This is a genomic window from Mycobacterium sp. 012931 (assembly GCF_000419295.1).
GTDB classification, from domain to species: Bacteria; Actinomycetota; Actinomycetes; order Mycobacteriales; family Mycobacteriaceae; genus Mycobacterium; species Mycobacterium marinum.
Map to the genome: position 1 here is coordinate 5,238,030 of NZ_AOPX01000001.1, position 16,481 is coordinate 5,254,510.

Genomic DNA, 16,481 nt, shown 5'->3' on the forward strand with positions numbered 1-16,481 from the left:
TGTTCTTCTCAGAAATCGCCGGCGCTGCGCCGCAACGTTTCGATCGATGACACCAGTGCCTCCGATTCCCCGGTGGACATCCCGATGTTGGCGAACACGTGCTCATTGAGCGTGACGGTCGCATCCTCGACGGTGGAGCGCCCCAGATCGGTGATCTGCACCAGGGTGGTCCGGCCGTCGGTGGGATGGGGAACCCGCCGCACCAGCCCGTCGGCTTCCAGCCGGCGGATCGCGTGGGTGACGCTGGTGACGTGGACCTGCAACCGGTCGGAGGCCTTGGTGATCGGCAATGCGCCGGTGCGGCTGAACGCCAATAGCCGGAGCAGTTCGTAGCGGGAGAAACTCAGGTCATAGGGGCGCAGCGCGGCCTCGACTCGGGCCAGCAGAATCTGATGCGCCCGCATGACCGATGTCACCGCAACCATGCCCTGCGCCACGTCACCCCAACCGCCGGCTTCCCAGTTGGCCCGCGCCGCGGCGATCGGGTCACGTTTGTTGTCCGGGGCCACACCCTTTCTTACCGCACAATCCCCCGGGTCCGGTTATTGCTTGCGATATTGGCGCGAGCACCGCCGTCGGGCGCGGGTCGCCGGCCTCAGAGCGAACGCTGCAGCAGAACCTCGCCGCTATCGGCGGAGACCACCTGCACGGCCGCGATCTGGTCGACCGGCATCGAGATGCTGCCGGCGGGGGTGGCGGTGTGCCCCGGCTCGGCGACCCAGGTCGCCAGCCGGGTTTGGCTGCCGTCACGTCCGACCACGACCATGGCCAGCGTGTCATGGTGGGCATCCGGTGGCGCCAGGCAGACGCATCGCAGATTGATGAACGCCCCCCAGTGCATGCCGTCGACCGAAACCGTCGACTCCAGCAGGTGCGTCCCGACCTGAGCCATCGGCTGGGCGGACGCGGTTTGCACCGGCGCAGAAGCAGAATGGCCCACCACACCAACCAGCACACCGATCCCCAAAAACACCGCGGCCGCAGATGAGGCCACCCAGATCGCCAACCGGGTACGGCGGCGGCGCCACCGCACCGTCGCCAGCAACGTCGGCAGCAGCTGCGACGACATCTGCGGTGAGCCCGATGTGGTCCCCGCCGCCACACCGGGCTCACCGATAGCCGCCACCTCGTCGGCGCCCAGCTGCGACAGCAGCGCCGGCACACCACAGAGTTCAGCCACGGCCGCGCGGCACGACGCGCAGCCGGCCAGGTGCGCCTCGAATTCGCGGCGGTCGGCCGCCGATAGCGACCCCAGCACGTAGGCGGCGTCCCACATCAAGTAGGGGTGTTCCCCCTCGGTGGGTGCGCCCAGTCCTGTGACTGGCGTCCTGATGTCATCCATTTCCGGTCACCCTCAAGCATTCCAAGCCAACAGCTGTGCGCATGGATCCCCCGAAAAACCCCGCCATGAGCACGGCCGTCATCGTGTAACTCCAAGTTCCTGCAGAGTGAGCCGCAATGCCCGCACGGCATAGTGTAGGCGCGACTTCACCGTTCCTTCGGCGATCTCCAGGTCCTTCGCGATCTGTGCGGTGGTCCAGCCGCGGTAGTAGGACCGCTCGATAACCGCGCGATGCTCGCCGGAGAGCTGTGCCAGCGCGTCGGCGATCAGCAGCCGGTCCAGCGCGGCACCCACTTCGTCGGGCGTGGATTGCTCCGGCGCACCGTCCGCGTCGGTGGAGCTGACAACGTAGCGGTACCGCGCGCTGCGCCGGTCATCGATGATCATGTTGCGGGCCACTGTGAACAGCCATGCGCGTGCAGACCTCCCGCGCTCGTCGATGACTTCCGGATGCTGCCAGGCGCGCAATAGCGTCTCCTGGACGATGTCGTCGGCATAGCTGGCATCGCTGGTCAGGCGCATTGCGTAGCGCCACAACACCGCCGCATGCTCGTCGTAGAGCGCCTGCATCAAGGCGGCTTCAGCCGCTCCACCGCCAGCAACGCGAGCCACTCGATCACCTCCCGCTTCTGACACGAGCCGAGTAGGTGTTTGGTTCAGCCGGCTAGCCGAGGGTCAGGATGCGTGGCCCGTTCTCGGTGACCGCCACCGTGTGTTCCCAGTGTGCAGCACGTGACCCGTCGGCGGTGATGACCGTCCATTGGTCATCGAGCACCACCGTCTTGCGGGTGCCCAGAGTCAACATGGGTTCGATGGCCAGCACCGAACCGGCGACCAACGTCGGCCCCCGCCCCGGGGCGCCCTCGTTGGGCAGAAACGGATCCATGTGCATCTCACGGCCGATGCCATGACCGCCGTATCCGTCGACGATTCCGAAGGAACGCTGGTAACGGGCCTCGGCGGCGCGGGTTTCCGTCTCGATGGCATGCGCGACGTCGGTCAACCGGTTACCGATCACCATCGCCGCAATTCCGGCCTCCAGCGACTCCCTGGTCGCCTCCGATAGCGCTTCGTCGACGGGAATGAGCGTGCCGATCCCAAAGGTTATCGCCGCGTCGCCGTGCCAACCGTCCAGCACCGCGCCGCAGTCGATCGATACCAGGTCACCTGGCCCGAGGATCTCGGTCGCCGACGGGATGCCGTGCACCACGCGATCGTTGACCGAAGCGCAGATCGAGGCCGGAAAGCCGTGATAGCCCAGGAATGAGGGCGTGGCGCCGGCCTCCCGGATAACCGATTCCGCAATCTCGTCCAGCTGCAGGGTGGATACACCGGCCACCGCGGCCGAGCGGACGGCCTGGTGCGCGGCAGCCACGACGGCGCCCGCCGTAGCCATTGCATCCAACTCACCGGCGGTGCGCTGTGGCACCACTCTGCGACCCCGCAGCCGGGCCAGGGCCCGCATGACTACTTCCCCAGTGCTTGCAGGGCGCGAGCGAAAACCTCATCCAGGGTGCCGATGGCGTCGACGGTTTTCACCTCGGTGTCGTAGAACTCCAGCAGCGGCGCGGTCTCGTCCCGGTAGACCTTCATCCGGTTGAGGATGACCTCGTCGGTGTCATCAGCGCGGCCACGGCCCTTCAGCCGCTGCAACAACTCGTCCTGCGATACCCGGAACTCGAGCACCGCGTCGATGTCGGTGTCGCGGCGCCGCAGCATTTCGTGCAGGGCCTTGGCCTGCTCGACCGAGCGGGGGTACCCGTCCAGGATGAAACCGGCAGCCGTGTCCGGCTGATCCAACCGATCGTCGACGAGCTGGTTGGTCAGGTCGGAGGGCACCAGGTCACCGGCGTCCAGATACCGTTTGGCCTCGACGCCGAGTTTGGTCCCGTCCTGGATGTTTTTCCGGAACAGCTCGCCGGTGGAGATTTGCGGAATCCCAAGCTTCTCGGCCAGCTTCTGAGCCTGCGTACCCTTGCCCGCCCCAGGCGGCCCCAGTAAAACGACTCTCACTTGAGGAACCCTTCGTAGTTGCGCTGCATGAGCTGACTCTCGATTTGTTTGACCGTATCCAAACCGACACCGATCATGATCAGGACCGCGGTACCCCCGAAGGGTAGGTTCTGGACTCCCCCGCTGTTACCGATCTGGAGGAATAAGTTGGGCAGTACCGCGATCACACCAAGGTAAATCGACCCCGGCAAGGTGATCCGGCTCAGCACATAGCGCAGATAGTCGGCGGTCGGGCGCCCCGGACGAATACCGGGGATGAAGCCGCCGAACTTCTTCATCTCGTCGGCACGCTCGTCGGGGTTGAAGGTGATCGACACGTAGAAGTACGTGAAAAAGATGATCAGCCCGAAGTAGATCGCGATGTAACCAAGGTTGCTCGGGTCCGACAGGTAGGTACCGACAAACTTGTCCCACCAACTGTGTCCGACACCGCCGCTGCCGCTGCGGACCAGCTGGGTGATCAGATGCGGGATGTAGATCAATGACGAGGCGAAGATCACCGGGATGACGCCGGCCTGGTTGACCTTGAGCGGCAGGTAGGTCGACGTTCCGCCGTACATCCGGCGGCCCACCATGCGCTTGGCGTATTGAACCGGGATCCGGCGCTGCCCCTGCTCGACGAAGACCACCCCGACGATGATGATCAGCGTGGCCGCGCAGACCGCCGCGAAGATGACCCCGCCACGGCTCTCCATGATCTGGTTTCCCTCGGCGGGGATGCGGGCCGCGATGCCGACGAAGATCAACAGCGACATGCCGTTGCCGATGCCACGTTCCGTGATCAGCTCACCCATCCACATCACCAGCGCGGCGCCGGCGGTCATCACCATCACGATGACCACGAGAGTGAAGATGCTCTGGTCGGCGATGATCTCGAGCGAGCAGCCCTGCAGCAAGCCTCCGTTGGCAGCCAGCGCCACGATGCTGGTCGCCTGCAAGACCGCCAGCGCGATCGCCAGATAACGCGTGTACTGCGTCATCTTCGCCTGGCCCGACTGGCCTTCTTTGCGCAGCTCTTCGAACCGAGGAATGACGACCGTCAGCAGCTGCACGATGATGCTGGCGGTGATGTAGGGCATCACCCCGACCGCGAACACGGTGAGCTTGAGCAGCGCGCCGCCGGAGAACAGGTTAATCAGCGAGTAGATCTGTCCGGCTTCGCCACTGCTGGCTTCCTTGATGCACTGCTGGACGTTGGGGAAATCAACGCCGGGCGACGGAAGCGCTGCACCGAGGCGGTACAGAACGACGATGCCCAGCGTGAAAAGGATCTTCCGTCTCAAATCGACTGTACGCAGCGATGAGATGAAAGCCGAAAGCACTCTTCCTCCTGCGCGGCCGAACTCTTGGTCCCGTAATGCCAACCGGGCTTGGTCTGGCCGGCATTTGCTAAATCGTGCGTTTACGCGCCCACACCCGCAGGCCAGGACGTACGGCGTCGCGCGTCAAACCGTGTACGAGACTAACAGCTGGTGCGGGCAGGTCTTTCCAGGGTGGCCGCGGCGGCGCAGAACCGCACAGTGAAGCGTACAGTCTCGAATGGTAATTACATTGGCTAAGTATCAAGCGAGGGGCGGTGCAGACGAAGATGAGCAGCGCACGTTTCGACGGTGACACCTGGGATCTGGCCTCGAGCGTCGGGCTGACGGCCACCATGGTCGCGGCGGCACGGGCGGTGGCAGCCAGGGACCCCGAGGGGGCCGGTGCGGTAGCCACCGACCGCTTCGCCGAGCCGCTGGTGCGCGCGGTCGGTGTCGACTTCTTCACCCGGATGGCCACCGGCGAGTTGGATGCCGCCGAACTCGACGAGGAAACGGCAATCGGCATGCGCCACTTCGGCGCCGCGATGGCGATCCGTACCCGGTTCTTCGACGACTTCTTTCTCGACGCCACCGCGTCGGGCATTCGTCAGGCCGTCATCTTGGCTTCCGGCCTGGACTCGCGCGCGTACCGGCTGCCCTGGCCGGCGGGCACCACGTTGTTCGAAGTCGATCAGCCACAGGTGATCGACTTCAAGATCGCGACCCTGTCCGAGTTGGGGGCCCAGCCGACGGCAGATCGGCGCGCGGTGGCGGTCGACCTCCGTGAGGACTGGCCGGCGGCCCTGCGCCAGGCCGGGTTCGACCCCACCGAGCGCACCGCGTGGATCGCCGAGGGCCTGCTGGGTTACCTACCCGCCGAGGCGCAGGACCGACTGCTCGATCAGATCGCCGCCCAAAGCGCTGCGGGCAGCCGGTTTGCCACCGAGGGCCTCCCGGACGTCAACGACGTCAAACAGGAAGAACTGCGGCGACGGATGCAGCGCCAGAACGAGCGATGGAATCGGCATGGTTTCGATCTCGACATGGCGGCTCTGGTGTATTTCGACGACCGCACCGACGCGGGGACCTATCTGGCGGCCCAGGGCTGGCAGGTCACCAGCGCCAGTAACTCCGAGCTGTTCACTCAACACGGTTTGCAGCCGCTCAACGGCGATGACGCGCCGTTCGGCGAGGTGCTGTACCTCAGCGCGGTAAAAGACACCGCAGCGGCGGCATAAGGGAGGGACTACGCACATGACACGCACCGATCAAGACAGCTGGGATCTGGCATCCAGCGTCGGGGCCACCGCCACCATGGTCGCGGCCGCCCGCGCGCTGGCCAGCGCCGAGGCCAATCCCATCATCGACGACCCGTTCGCGGCACCGTTGGTGCGGGCAGTCGGCCTGGACTTCTTCACCCGCCTGGCCGAAGGCGAGATCGACCACGACGGACAGGCCCAGCGCGATCGCCAGCTGGTGGCCGATTCGATCGCCGTACGCACCCGGTTCTTCGACGACTTCTTCCTCGATGCGGCCCGCCGCGGGGTGCGCCAGTCGGTGATTCTGGCCGCCGGACTGGACGCGCGCGCCTACCGCTTGGCCTGGCCCAGCGGCAGCGTGGTCTATGAAGTCGATCAGCCCGACGTCATCGACTTCAAAGACACCACCATGTCGGCGTTGGGCGCGGTCCCCACCGCAACGCGGCGAACCGTCCGGGTCGACTTGCGCGACGACTGGCCGGCAGCCTTGCGCCACAACGGATTCGACACGACGCAACCCACCGCGTGGAGCGCCGAGGGATTGCTGATGTACCTGCCGCCCGACGCACAGGACCGGCTGTTCGATGCCATCTCCGGGCTGAGTGCCCCCGGGAGCCGGCTGGCCACCGAATACCATCCCGACCCTGGCTCAACCATGGCCGAGCGCGCCCAACAGTTCAACCAGCGCTGGGTCAGATTGGGGTGCGACATCGACCTGTCGGGACTGTTCTACGAGGGTGAGCGCAGCAACGTCGTCGACTACCTGACCGAACACGGCTGGCACGTGGCCGCGCGGCCCCGCCAGGACCTGTTTACCGACTACGGCCGCGTTTTCCCGGACGCCGACACGTCGCAACTGCGCAGCATCGTCGCCGTCACCGCCACGTTCGGGGAGGCCGGCTAGACCGCACTGCCGGCGCTCCCCCGCACCCCGCCGGGTGCCGTGGGCCCGGATCAGGCCGGGTTGGCAGCGGGTGCGCGCACGACCATCGGCACCGCCGGAAATGCCCATGCCATCTCGGACCGCGACTTGCGCAGCGCCGCGGTGCCGTAGCCCTTCTTACGGTGCTCGGGGTGGATCCAGATGCGGACGTCGACCTCACCGTGGACCAGCTCGCCGAACACCATGCCGACCTTCTCCCCGGCATCGATGGCGACAAACCAGGCAGCTTCTTCATCATCGACGCGAGCCAACGCCGCCTTGATCTCATCGTCGACAGTGCCGGCCGGCCCCCCGGATCCGTCGCCCGCCGCGCCCATTTCCTCGGTCCGCGCAGCAAAGATGTCGCGGTCCTCGGCGGCGGAGAAGGGGCGCAGCTCCAAGCTCTCACCGGAACTGGCCGGACGTTCGGTCAACGTGAAGCTCAGTTGCTTGTTGAGGTCGTCGAGCTCGGCGATGATCTTCTTGCGCGCGTCCTGGGTGAGTTGCTCGAAGGACATGCTCATCACCGCTTCGGCGGCCAGGTGGGACGTAGCCAGCAGTGTCACAATCGCCTCAACCGCAGCGGCCTTGTTCTCGGCTTCCACGATGGCGTCGGCAACCTCATGCCGACGTTCGAGTGCGGCGAGCAGGGCATCTGCGATTTCGCGACGGGCTGCGGTGTGGCCGTGGTCTGTCATGGCATAAGCGTAGAACGACGCCGTGGGAATTGCGCTACCCGCATACCCATCCGGCCGGCCCACCCGCGGCGCGACTCGCCCCGACCCCGGGGCCACCCCCGCCCCGTCACCAACCACCTTGGCGGGCACTGGCTTTAGCGGGCCGACTCAGGCCAGTGGTGATCCACTGAGCTCGAGAAATCGGCGATAGCGGTCCTTGGTGGGGCCCACCCAGTCGGGGCGCGGTTCCACGATGCGATCGGTGCGGGCCCAGCGATCGGCGTCGGCGATTGACGATTCCAGACCGGCCGCCATCCGCGCGAGGAAGGCCGCCCCCAGCGCGGCCCCCTCGGCCACGGCCGAGACGTGTACCGGCCGCCCGGTGACATCGGCGATGGCCTGCATCCAGGGCCGCACACACGTACCGCCACCGGATGCCACGATGCGCAACACCGGCGCGCCACTGAGCTCGACCAGATGCCGGACGACGAAGCCCGACGCCTCGTAGGCCGCCCGCCGCACTGCCGCGGCGCCTTGCGTGAGGTCGAGCCCCTCGAGACTCGCCCGCCGATCGGGATCGTGGAACGGTGTGCGCTCACCACGTATGTAGGGCAACCAGATCGGCACCCGCCGCGGATCGACCCGGTCCTGCTCGCCGTCGCGATCGGCGGAGCCGGTAACGCGGTCGACCCAACTCAAGAACAGGCCCCCGGCGTTGCTGGCGCCGCCGATCTGACTTTTCCCGGGGGCGGTGTGGGGAATGGTCCACAGGCCCGGCACCTGACGGGACCCGGAGATGGTCGTCCACACGATCAGGGTGGTGCCGCAGAGCACCAGTACATCGCCGTGGTGGTCGGCTCCGGCCACGATCTGCTCGCACACCGCATCGATGCCGCCGGCCCCCAGCACCGCATCGGTGCCGTGTACCTGGCCGACCGCGGTGCCGAACGTCTCGACCCGCGGCATCCGATCGGCGCTGGCACCACAGTCCGCACACGCCTGGGGATTCCAGCCCGTCCCGTCGAACAGGGGAAGGCTGGTAATCGCGGTGGCGAAGTCGATCACCGGTTCGCCCGACATCGCGTAGTTGGCCACCGCCGCCGCGGGCCAGTATCCCGCCGCCTCGGGTGCTTGTGCGGCGGTCCAACGCAGAAACTGCGCGGCTTCGCCCACCGACGGCAGCGGTTGGGCGCGCTGGTTGGCTGCCCCGGGTACCCAGCCCCTGCTGTCGCCGTAGAGCAGTCCGGGCGTGATGGGAACACCGCCGGAATCGACCGCGGTCATCGACGGCACCATCGCCGACACGGCCACCGCCCGTATGTCGGGCCCGGCCAGCCGCTCCAGCGCCGTCAGCGGGCCCCGCCGCCACGCCTGGTCGGCGTCGTGCTCGAGTTGGTCGGGCGCACCAACCCGCAACTGGTGTGGAATCCGCAGCCGAGCGGTCACGTTGCCATCGGCGTCGGCAACCACCGCTTTGACCGCGATGGTGCCGATGTCGATGCCGATTGTGGCGTCTTCACGTGACACGGGCGCCACGGTACGCCAGCATGGACACCCGTGAGGTCTCGACCGCGCGCACTGGTGACGGCCCCGCTTCGCGGTTCCGGCTTGGACAAACTCCGGCAACTGGTGGACGTCGTCTATGACCCATGGATAGGCGGGCTCGAAGGGGGCCCGCTGCGCATCTACAGCGCCGAGCAACTGGCCGAGCGGATCACCAGCGAGTCTGTCGACATTGTTGTGGTGGAGGCTGATTCGGTCAGCGGAGCGGTGTTGCAGCTGGGTTTGCGCGCCATCTTCTCCACCCGCGGGGATCCCAACAACGTCGACATCGCCGGGGCCACCGCGGCCGGCATCCCGGTGCTCAACACGCCGGCCCGCAACGCCGATGCGGTCGCCGAGATGACGGTGGCACTGCTGCTGGCCAGCACCCGCCACCTGCTGACCGCGGACGCAGACGTCAGATCCGGCAATATCTTTCGTGACGGAACCATCCCCTATCGGCGATTCCGCGGCTGGGAAATCGCCGGGCGCACCGCCGGGCTGGTGGGCCTGGGGGCGGTAGGCCGTGCCACCGCGTGGCGGCTGACCGGCCTGGGCCTGCGAGTCATCGCGCACGATCCGTACTGCGCGGACGCGCGACACGGTCTGGCGGAGCTGCTGGCCGAGTCCGACATCGTCTCCCTGCATGCGCCGGTCACCGACGACACCGTCGGCATGATCGGCGCGCAACAATTCGCATCGATGCGCGACGGCGCCGTCTTCCTCAATACGGCGCGGGCCCAATTGCACGACACCGACGCACTGGTGCAGGCCCTGCGCGCCGGCAAGGTCGCCGCCGCCGGCCTGGACCATTTCGTCGGCGAATGGCTGCCGACCGATCACCCACTGGCCAGCATGCCCAATGTCGTGCTGACTCCCCATATCGGCGGGGCCACCTGGAACACCGAGGCGCGACAGGCGCAGATGGTCGCCGACGGTCTGCAAGCATTGCTGTCCGGAACCAGACCCACCCATATCCTCAACCCGGAGGTGCTGGCCCGGTGAAATTCGTTGACAACGCCCAGGTCGCGGTGCTGGCGGCGGCCAAGGACATGCTGCGCCGCGGCCTGGTGGAAGGAACGGCCGGCAACATCTCCGCGCGGTGCGCGGACGGCAACCTGGCGATAACGCCCTCCTCGGTCGACTATGCGGACATGACGCTGGACGACCTGGTGCAGGTCGACGCCGACGGCACGGTGCTGCATGCCAAAGCCGGGCGCGCGCCCTCAACCGAGATGCACCTGCACCTGGCGTGTTACCAGGCGTTCGACGACATCGGCAGCGTCATCCACAGTCACCCGGTATGGGCGACCATGTTCGCCATCGCGCACCAACCGATTCCGGCCTGCATCGACGAATTCGCGGTCTACTGCGGCGGAGACGTTCGCTGCGCCGAATACGCCGCATCCGGAACACCCGAGGTCGGCCGCAACGCGGTTGCAGCGTTGCAGGGCCGCGCCGCCGCGTTGATCGCCAACCACGGACTGGTGGCCGTCGGGCCCCGCCCCGACAAGGTGCTGCACGTCACGGCACTGGTTGAGCGCACCGCCCAAATCGTCTGGGGCGCCAGAGCTCTCGGCGGTCCGGTACCCATTCCCGAAGACGTGAACCGTAACTTCGCCGGCGTGTACGCGTATCTGCGCGCCAATCCGATGTAGCCCGCCGTGGGGCGCCGGCGGGATCAGTGCCGGGGCGGTAGCGCCCGCCACTGCCGCGGTGAGGTGCCATGCGCTCTGCTGAACAGTCTGCTGAAATAGCCGGGATCGGAGATCCCCACCCGTCTGGCAACCTCGCCAACCGCAAGGTCCGTGGCGACCAATAGCTCGCGCGCCTGGGCCATGCGGCGCTCGATAATCCATTCCTGCACGGTGCGTCCGGTGCGGCGACGCACGATCGTGGTCAGGTGTCCTGGCGTCATGCCGACCTCGGCCGCCACGTCGCGCAGCGACAACGGCTCGGCGTGGCGCCGGTCGATCACCTCGAACACCTCGGCCAGTAGCGGTTCGCCGCTGCGCCGCAAGTCCCCGACCACGTCGCGGGCGAGGCGGGCGAGTTCGATGAGCAGCAGCGTGAGGTGCGCCGTAACGGCCTGGCCGTAGCCCTGCTGACGCGTGGTCAACTCCGCTTCGATCGCCGCGATCGCACCATCCCACGTCGATCGTCGGGCCGCGGGCACCTCCAGCCTCAGGATCCCGCCCGAGTGTCCGTGCAGAAACGGGAACAACAACGGATGCGCCCGCCACGACGGCCAGGGCGACCCTCCGTCCCCGCCGAGGGCGGCAGGATCGAAAAACATCGCAACCCCAGCCTGGAGGGACCCGAATTGCGTGGGCTCGAGCACCTGACCGGCAGCGGCGATGTACACCAGCCCGGCTTCGGGTACGTACCACAGCGCAGGGAAGTCGTGGATGTGACGAGCGCGGTCGCCCAGATCCTCAGGTCCGGGCCGCAGCACCGACACCCGTGGAATATCCGGGTCGGTGCGATATCCATAGATGGGTACCCCACTGCGGTGCTGGATCAGCCGTGCGGCCTGGGCCATGCGCCAAAGATAGTCCAAGTTTCAACAAAGATTGCCAAATCTTGTTTCCTATCAGGCCTACACAATTGGATGTATGACCAATCATCATCCACGTTTCGGTCTCCAGCACAGCGGCGAATCCCGCGACTACTTGCCCGCGGCCGGCCATGATGCGCTGCTTCCCGCGTATGACCTGCTGTCCCGCCTGCTGGGCATGAACAAGATCCATCGGACGCTGATCACCCAGGCCGAACTCGCCGACTGTGGTCGCATCCTGGAAATCGGCTGCGGCACTGGGAACCTCGCCATCAAAGCCAAGCGCGCTCAACCCCGGGCTGAGGTGATCGGATCCGATCCCGACCCGCGCGCGCTGCAGCGCGCGCAACGCAAGACGGGCAATGTCGAGGGAGTTCGTTTCGACCAGGGCTACGCTCAGCGGCTGCCCTATGCCGACGGCGAGTTCGACCGGGTGCTGTCCTCGATGATGCTGCACCATCTGGATGAGGACGCTAAATCCGCTGCGGCGGCGGAAGCATTTCGGGTGCTGCGGCCCGGTGGCCGGCTGCATCTGGTCGATGTCGGCGGCGACATGTCCGCCCATGACGGCCTGGCGTCGCGCTTCATCAGGCACAACCTCCATGTAGCGGGCAACCTGGGCGATGGGATTCGACGCCTGCTGGATACCGCCGGGTTCGACGTCGCCGAGGTCGGCGCCCAACGCCACCCGCTGCTCGGCCGGCTCGTCTACTACCGCGCCACCCGCCCGTGCGCCTGAGGCCTCGGTCAACGTTGATCGAAGGCCACCTTCACCGCTCCGCTTTCGCCTTGGTTCGCAATCGCCAGGAAGGCGTCGCGCCATTGCGGTAGCGCGAAGGTATGGGTGAGCATGCTCCGCAAGTCCAGCCGGTCGTCGGCGACCAGGTCGAAATAGTGGGCGATGGCATGCTTGCGCACCCCCTCGACCTCCTCGACGCCGAACGCGTTGGAACCGACCCAGCTGATCTCCTTGAAATACAGCGGACTCCACTCCCACCGCCCCGGCGCGTGAACGCCGGCCTTGACCAGGGTCCCGCGCGAGTTGAGGACCCGCACTCCTACCTCGAACGTCTCTGGCCTGCCCACCGTGTCGTACACGACGTCGACGGCCCCGGGGTGCGCCATCGGCAAGCCCAGCAGAGCCTGCCGTAGCCGGCCACCGCCCCAGGCGACCAACTCCTCGATGATCGCCAGCCGCGGTTCGTGAGCCACGACTTTGGCGGCGCCAAAGCGGCCGGCCAGCTCGCCCTGGGCGGCAAACCGTGCCACCACGGCCACCGCCACGTCCGGGTACAGCGCCCGCAGGATCGCGATCGCGCACAACCCGAGTGATCCCGCGCCGTAGACCAGCACCCGGCCGGATCGCGGCGGCGGATGGCGGGTGATCGCATGCAGGGACACCGAGAACGGATCGGCGAACACCGCCGCCTCGTCGCTAATTGGCCCTGGAACCGGAAACAGCATGCTGTCGTGGGCGGGCATCAGTTCGGCGTATCCGCCGGTTACGTCCGCCGACACCCCGGTATGGATGCCCGGCTGGATGCCACCGTCGGTGAAGCTCCAGCACAGGCTGTAGTCACCGCTTTGGCAGGCCGGGCACGGTGGTTCGATCCCCCGTGGCCGGCACGACAGCCACGGGTTGAGCACCACCCGCTGACCGACTTCGAGCCCACCCGCCTCGGGCCCCAGCTCCACCACGTCGGCGACCACCTCGTGGCCCATGACTTGCGGGAACGAGCAGAAGGCGGCCAAGGCGTTGTCGGCGTCCTGCTCGCCGAAGTCGAGCAGGATCTGCTTGGAGTCAGACCCGCAGATGCCCGTCAGCCGCGGCCGGGTGATCACCCAATCCGGTCGCAGCGGCCGTGGATCTGCCAGCTCACGCAGCGCCGTCGGGGTGCGGGCCAGGTTGCACGCCAACGGGTTCGCCGGCTCATCGATCTCGAATGGCTCGGGGGCTACGCCGTAAACCAGGGCTTTCATTGCCAGGTCATGGCCGCCGCGGCGGTGAGAAACGTATCGAGGTCGGCATTCTTGGCATCCACGATGTCCTTCAAAGCCATCATCTCGGGCAGGTAGTGCTCGAAGCAGTCGCTGCCGATGGCCGCGATGATGCCCTCGGCCACCAAGTCGGCCGGAACCTTGGGCCCGCGGTAGAGCGGATCCTCAGTGTCGGGCCGGTCCCAGATTTCGGTGTCGACGGGACCAGGCTGGATCAGTCTTACCGAGACACCGCTTCCCGCCAGGTCGACCGCGATCGACTCACTCCAGCCGCACAGCGCGAACTTACTTGCGCAATAGGCTGATTCATGAATGATGCCGAGGCGACCGCCGACGCTGGACACGTTGACGATGGTGCCCGATCCGCGCGCCAACATCCGCGGCAACAAAGCCAGGGTCATCCGCATCGGGGCAAAGAAGTTGACCCCCATGACCTGCTCCACCTCGGTCGGCCGCAACGCGCTCACTTCCCGACGTTTCGGGATCGCGGCGTTGTTGATCAGCACGTCGATGCCGCCCATCGCCTGCCAGGCTTGCAGAGCCAGCCGGGCGGCCCCGGCGGTGTCGCAGAGATCAGCCACCCACATCACCGATTGCGGCGAGGTCTTGCGGCAATCGGCCAGGACCTCCTCGAGCCGGTCGCGCCGACGGGCGATCAACCCGACCGTCGTGCCGCGGGCGGCCAGCATTCTGGCCAGGGCCGCGCCGACCCCGGACGATGCACCCGTGATCAATACCCGCCGGCCGGCCATCGTGTACGACATGCCTCCAGGTTGCCGCGTGCGAACTCAGCCCGGGGACGGTTTAGGCAGGAAAGTGGATCCGATCGCGGCACCTGGTTGACCGGTGTGATGGCAGGACCGCGCGGTGCCAGCCACCGGATCTTTGCCCGGTCCAGCGCCAACGCCGACCGCCCGAAAGCTTGTTAAACTATCTAAATATTGACGGGGCTGAACCACTAGCTGCGAACGGGGCACCATATGACCTCCACCGGTTCCACCAGGTATGACGGCGACAGCTGGGATTTGGCATCAAGTGTCGGGGTGACCGCGACCATGGTGGCCGCCGCCCGCGCGATGGCTACCCGTACCGAGAACCCGCTGATCAACGATCCCTACGCCGAACCATTGGTGCGAGCCGTCGGAGTGGACCTCTTGACCCGGCTGGCGACCGGCGAATTCAACGTTGCCGACCTCGATGACGATCCCCAACGCCCGCTTGGCCCCATCGGCGACGTTGCCGACAACATGGCGGTACGCACCAGATTTTTCGACGACTTCTTCCTGGATGCGACGCGGGCCGGCCTCGAGCAGGTCGTCATCCTCGCCTCGGGACTGGACGCCCGCGCATACCGGTTGCCATGGCCGCCCCAGACCGTGGTCTACGAGATTGATCTGCCGCAGGTGATCGATTTCAAATCCCGCACCCTGGCCGATCTGGGGGCCGCCCCCACCGCAGACCGCCGAGTGGTGGCCGTCGATTTGCGGGAAGACTGGCCCGCGGCGTTGCGCGCCGCCGGTTTCGACCCGAACCAGCCGACCGCATGGAGCGCCGAAGGTCTACTGGGATACCTCCCGCCGGAGGCCCAGGACCGGCTGCTCGACACCGTCACCGAACTCAGCGCCCCCGGCAGCCGGCTGGCCGCCGAATGCCTGAGCAGTGTGGATCCGGGCGAAGAGGAACAGATCAAAGAGCGCATGCAAGAGGTCTCCGCGCGCTGGCGCGCTCATGGTTTCGACGTCGACATGGTCGGACTCGTCTATTTCGGCGACCGCAACGAGGCGGTGCCCTACCTCTCGGACCGCGGTTGGCTCTTGACCAGCACCCCGTTGCCTGAACTGCGCGCGGCAAACGGACTTGCACCGGCTGCGGTCGACGACGACGGCCCCTCGGTAGACATGCTCTACGTCAGTGGCACCCTCTACACGACGCCCCGGCCGGACCCGGCGCCATGAACCGGCGGACGGACGCGGACAGCTGGGATCCGGCGTCCAGCGTGGGAGCGACGGCGACGATGGTCGCGGCTTCGCGGGCACGGGCCTCCCGGGGACCCGATGCGCTGCTCGACGACCGGCTCGCCGAGCCGCTCGTCCGTGCGGTGGGGCTGCAGCCGTTGGTTCGCATGATCGATGGTGACACCGCGGTCGACGATCCGCCGTCAAGCCCCCGGTCGCTAAACGAACAGATCGCGGTGCGCACCAGGTATTTCGATGACTTCTTCACTGCTGCCGGTGCGCGCGGTATCCGCCAGGCGGTGATCCTGGCGTCAGGTCTGGACACCAGGGCTTACCGATTGAACTGGCCATCGGGCATGACGGTCTACGAAATTGACCAACCGCAAGTGATCGAGTTCAAGACGCGCACGCTGGCCGAGTTCGGCGCACTCCCCTGCCCCGACCATCGGCCAATCGGTATCGACCTGCGCGAGGATTGGCCGAGCGCGCTGCGGCAGCGCGGTTTCGACGCCGGGCAACCGACCGCATGGATCGCCGAGGGCCTGCTGGTCTATCTGCCGCCCGAGGCCCAGGATCGGCTGTTCGACAACATCGCCGAGCTCAGCACGCCGGGAAGCCAGGTCGCCACCGAGCACTTCCCCGACCCCAACGGCTTCTCCGGGCCGCGCGCACAGCGGCTTTCCGAACGCTGGCGCCGGATGGGGCTGGATCTGGACATGGCCGAGCTGATCTACCATGGCGACCGCAACACCGTCATCGACTACCTTGCCGACCACGGATGGCGGGTGCGGGCCCGAACGTTTGAAGAGATGCACGCACACAATGGGTTTGAGCCGCCCGACGATGAGATGATGGCGCTGTTCGGCGGGATGAGCTACGTCACCGGGATCCGCAAGTAGAACCTGAGATAGGACC

General features: G+C 66.8%; 18 protein-coding genes. 7 read left to right on the forward strand and 11 right to left on the reverse strand.

What is annotated here, in order from left to right; translation table 11 throughout:
* Window positions 1-8 precede the first annotated feature (8 nt).
* The 6 genes from MMSP_RS22905 to secY form a co-directional block, all read right to left on the reverse strand.
* Window positions 9-509, reverse strand: a complete 501-nt coding sequence (locus MMSP_RS22905) for a MarR family transcriptional regulator (RefSeq protein WP_011739096.1) — start codon at window positions 507-509, stop codon at window positions 9-11.
* Between the two features lie 86 nt (window positions 510-595).
* Window positions 596-1,342 carry an anti-sigma factor gene (locus tag MMSP_RS22910; protein ID WP_036426888.1) on the reverse strand — a complete coding sequence of 249 codons (747 nt, stop codon included), beginning with the start codon at window positions 1,340-1,342 and terminating at the stop codon, window positions 596-598.
* A gap of 78 nt (window positions 1,343-1,420) precedes the next feature.
* Window positions 1,421-1,954, reverse strand: coding sequence for a sigma-70 family RNA polymerase sigma factor (locus tag MMSP_RS22915; RefSeq protein ID WP_012392967.1), 534 nt, complete (start codon window positions 1,952-1,954; stop codon window positions 1,421-1,423).
* Window positions 1,955-2,006: 52 nt separating this feature from the next.
* A complete protein-coding gene (map, locus tag MMSP_RS22920) occupies window positions 2,007-2,807 on the reverse strand; it encodes a type I methionyl aminopeptidase (protein ID WP_020788538.1) in 801 nt (266 codons plus the stop codon).
* A 2-nt stretch (window positions 2,808-2,809) separates the two neighbouring features.
* On the reverse strand, window positions 2,810-3,355 hold the full coding sequence (locus MMSP_RS22925; RefSeq protein WP_011739092.1) for an adenylate kinase: 546 nt from the start codon (window positions 3,353-3,355) through the stop codon (window positions 2,810-2,812).
* Window positions 3,352-4,677, reverse strand: coding sequence for a preprotein translocase subunit SecY (gene secY, locus MMSP_RS22930; protein WP_011739091.1), 1,326 nt, complete (start codon window positions 4,675-4,677; stop codon window positions 3,352-3,354). The genes MMSP_RS22925 and secY overlap by 4 nt, the downstream gene beginning before the upstream one ends.
* 266 nt (window positions 4,678-4,943) lie before the next feature.
* Here secY and MMSP_RS22935 point away from each other — a divergent pair, with 266 nt between their 5' ends.
* Both MMSP_RS22935 and MMSP_RS22940 read left to right on the forward strand, forming a co-directional pair.
* Entirely contained in the window at window positions 4,944-5,894 is a 951-nt protein-coding gene (locus MMSP_RS22935) for an SAM-dependent methyltransferase (protein WP_020727397.1), read from the forward strand.
* Between the two features lie 16 nt (window positions 5,895-5,910).
* Entirely contained in the window at window positions 5,911-6,819 is a 909-nt protein-coding gene (locus MMSP_RS22940; RefSeq protein ID WP_020788539.1) for an SAM-dependent methyltransferase, read from the forward strand.
* A 50-nt stretch (window positions 6,820-6,869) separates the two neighbouring features.
* Here MMSP_RS22940 and MMSP_RS22945 read toward each other — a convergent pair whose 3' ends face one another.
* Window positions 6,870-7,535: a GNAT family N-acetyltransferase gene (locus MMSP_RS22945; RefSeq protein WP_036427504.1), complete on the reverse strand. Its 666-nt coding sequence runs from the start codon at window positions 7,533-7,535 to the stop codon at window positions 6,870-6,872.
* A 147-nt stretch (window positions 7,536-7,682) separates the two neighbouring features.
* Window positions 7,683-9,041 (reverse strand): FGGY-family carbohydrate kinase, encoded by a 1,359-nt coding sequence (locus MMSP_RS22950; RefSeq protein ID WP_020788541.1) that lies wholly within the window; start codon window positions 9,039-9,041, stop codon window positions 7,683-7,685.
* Between the two features lie 30 nt (window positions 9,042-9,071).
* Here MMSP_RS22950 and MMSP_RS22955 point away from each other — a divergent pair, with 30 nt between their 5' ends.
* Together MMSP_RS22955 and MMSP_RS22960 are read left to right on the forward strand one after the other, a co-directional pair.
* Window positions 9,072-10,061 carry an NAD(P)-dependent oxidoreductase gene (locus tag MMSP_RS22955; RefSeq protein WP_036426890.1) on the forward strand — a complete coding sequence of 330 codons (990 nt, stop codon included), beginning with the start codon at window positions 9,072-9,074 and terminating at the stop codon, window positions 10,059-10,061.
* Window positions 10,058-10,714 carry an L-fuculose-phosphate aldolase gene (locus tag MMSP_RS22960; protein WP_020788543.1) on the forward strand — a complete coding sequence of 219 codons (657 nt, stop codon included), beginning with the start codon at window positions 10,058-10,060 and terminating at the stop codon, window positions 10,712-10,714. The genes MMSP_RS22955 and MMSP_RS22960 overlap by 4 nt, the downstream gene beginning before the upstream one ends.
* A 23-nt stretch (window positions 10,715-10,737) precedes the next feature.
* Here MMSP_RS22960 and MMSP_RS22965 read toward each other — a convergent pair whose 3' ends face one another.
* The gene (locus MMSP_RS22965) at window positions 10,738-11,598 is read right to left on the reverse strand and encodes a helix-turn-helix transcriptional regulator (protein ID WP_020788544.1); all 861 of its coding nucleotides are present in this window, start codon (window positions 11,596-11,598) and stop codon (window positions 10,738-10,740) included.
* A 73-nt stretch (window positions 11,599-11,671) separates the two neighbouring features.
* Between MMSP_RS22965 and MMSP_RS22970 the strand changes: the two genes are divergently transcribed.
* Complete coding sequence (locus MMSP_RS22970) at window positions 11,672-12,352, forward strand: class I SAM-dependent methyltransferase (RefSeq protein ID WP_012392958.1); 681 nt, start codon at window positions 11,672-11,674, stop codon at window positions 12,350-12,352.
* A gap of 8 nt (window positions 12,353-12,360) precedes the next feature.
* On the opposite strand, the gene MMSP_RS22975 is transcribed toward MMSP_RS22970, so the two are convergent.
* The gene (locus MMSP_RS22975; RefSeq protein WP_020788545.1) at window positions 12,361-13,593 is read right to left on the reverse strand and encodes a zinc-binding dehydrogenase; all 1,233 of its coding nucleotides are present in this window, start codon (window positions 13,591-13,593) and stop codon (window positions 12,361-12,363) included.
* Window positions 13,590-14,363 (reverse strand): SDR family oxidoreductase, encoded by a 774-nt coding sequence (locus MMSP_RS22980; protein ID WP_020788546.1) that lies wholly within the window; start codon window positions 14,361-14,363, stop codon window positions 13,590-13,592. Before MMSP_RS22980 ends, MMSP_RS22975 begins: the two co-directional genes overlap by 4 nt.
* Before the next feature lie 228 nt (window positions 14,364-14,591).
* Here MMSP_RS22980 and MMSP_RS22985 point away from each other — a divergent pair, with 228 nt between their 5' ends.
* Both MMSP_RS22985 and MMSP_RS22990 read left to right on the forward strand, forming a co-directional pair.
* Entirely contained in the window at window positions 14,592-15,566 is a 975-nt protein-coding gene (locus MMSP_RS22985; protein WP_020788547.1) for a class I SAM-dependent methyltransferase, read from the forward strand.
* Entirely contained in the window at window positions 15,563-16,465 is a 903-nt protein-coding gene (locus tag MMSP_RS22990) for a class I SAM-dependent methyltransferase (protein WP_036426892.1), read from the forward strand. The genes MMSP_RS22985 and MMSP_RS22990 overlap by 4 nt, the downstream gene beginning before the upstream one ends.
* Window positions 16,466-16,481: the final 16 nt, after the last annotated feature.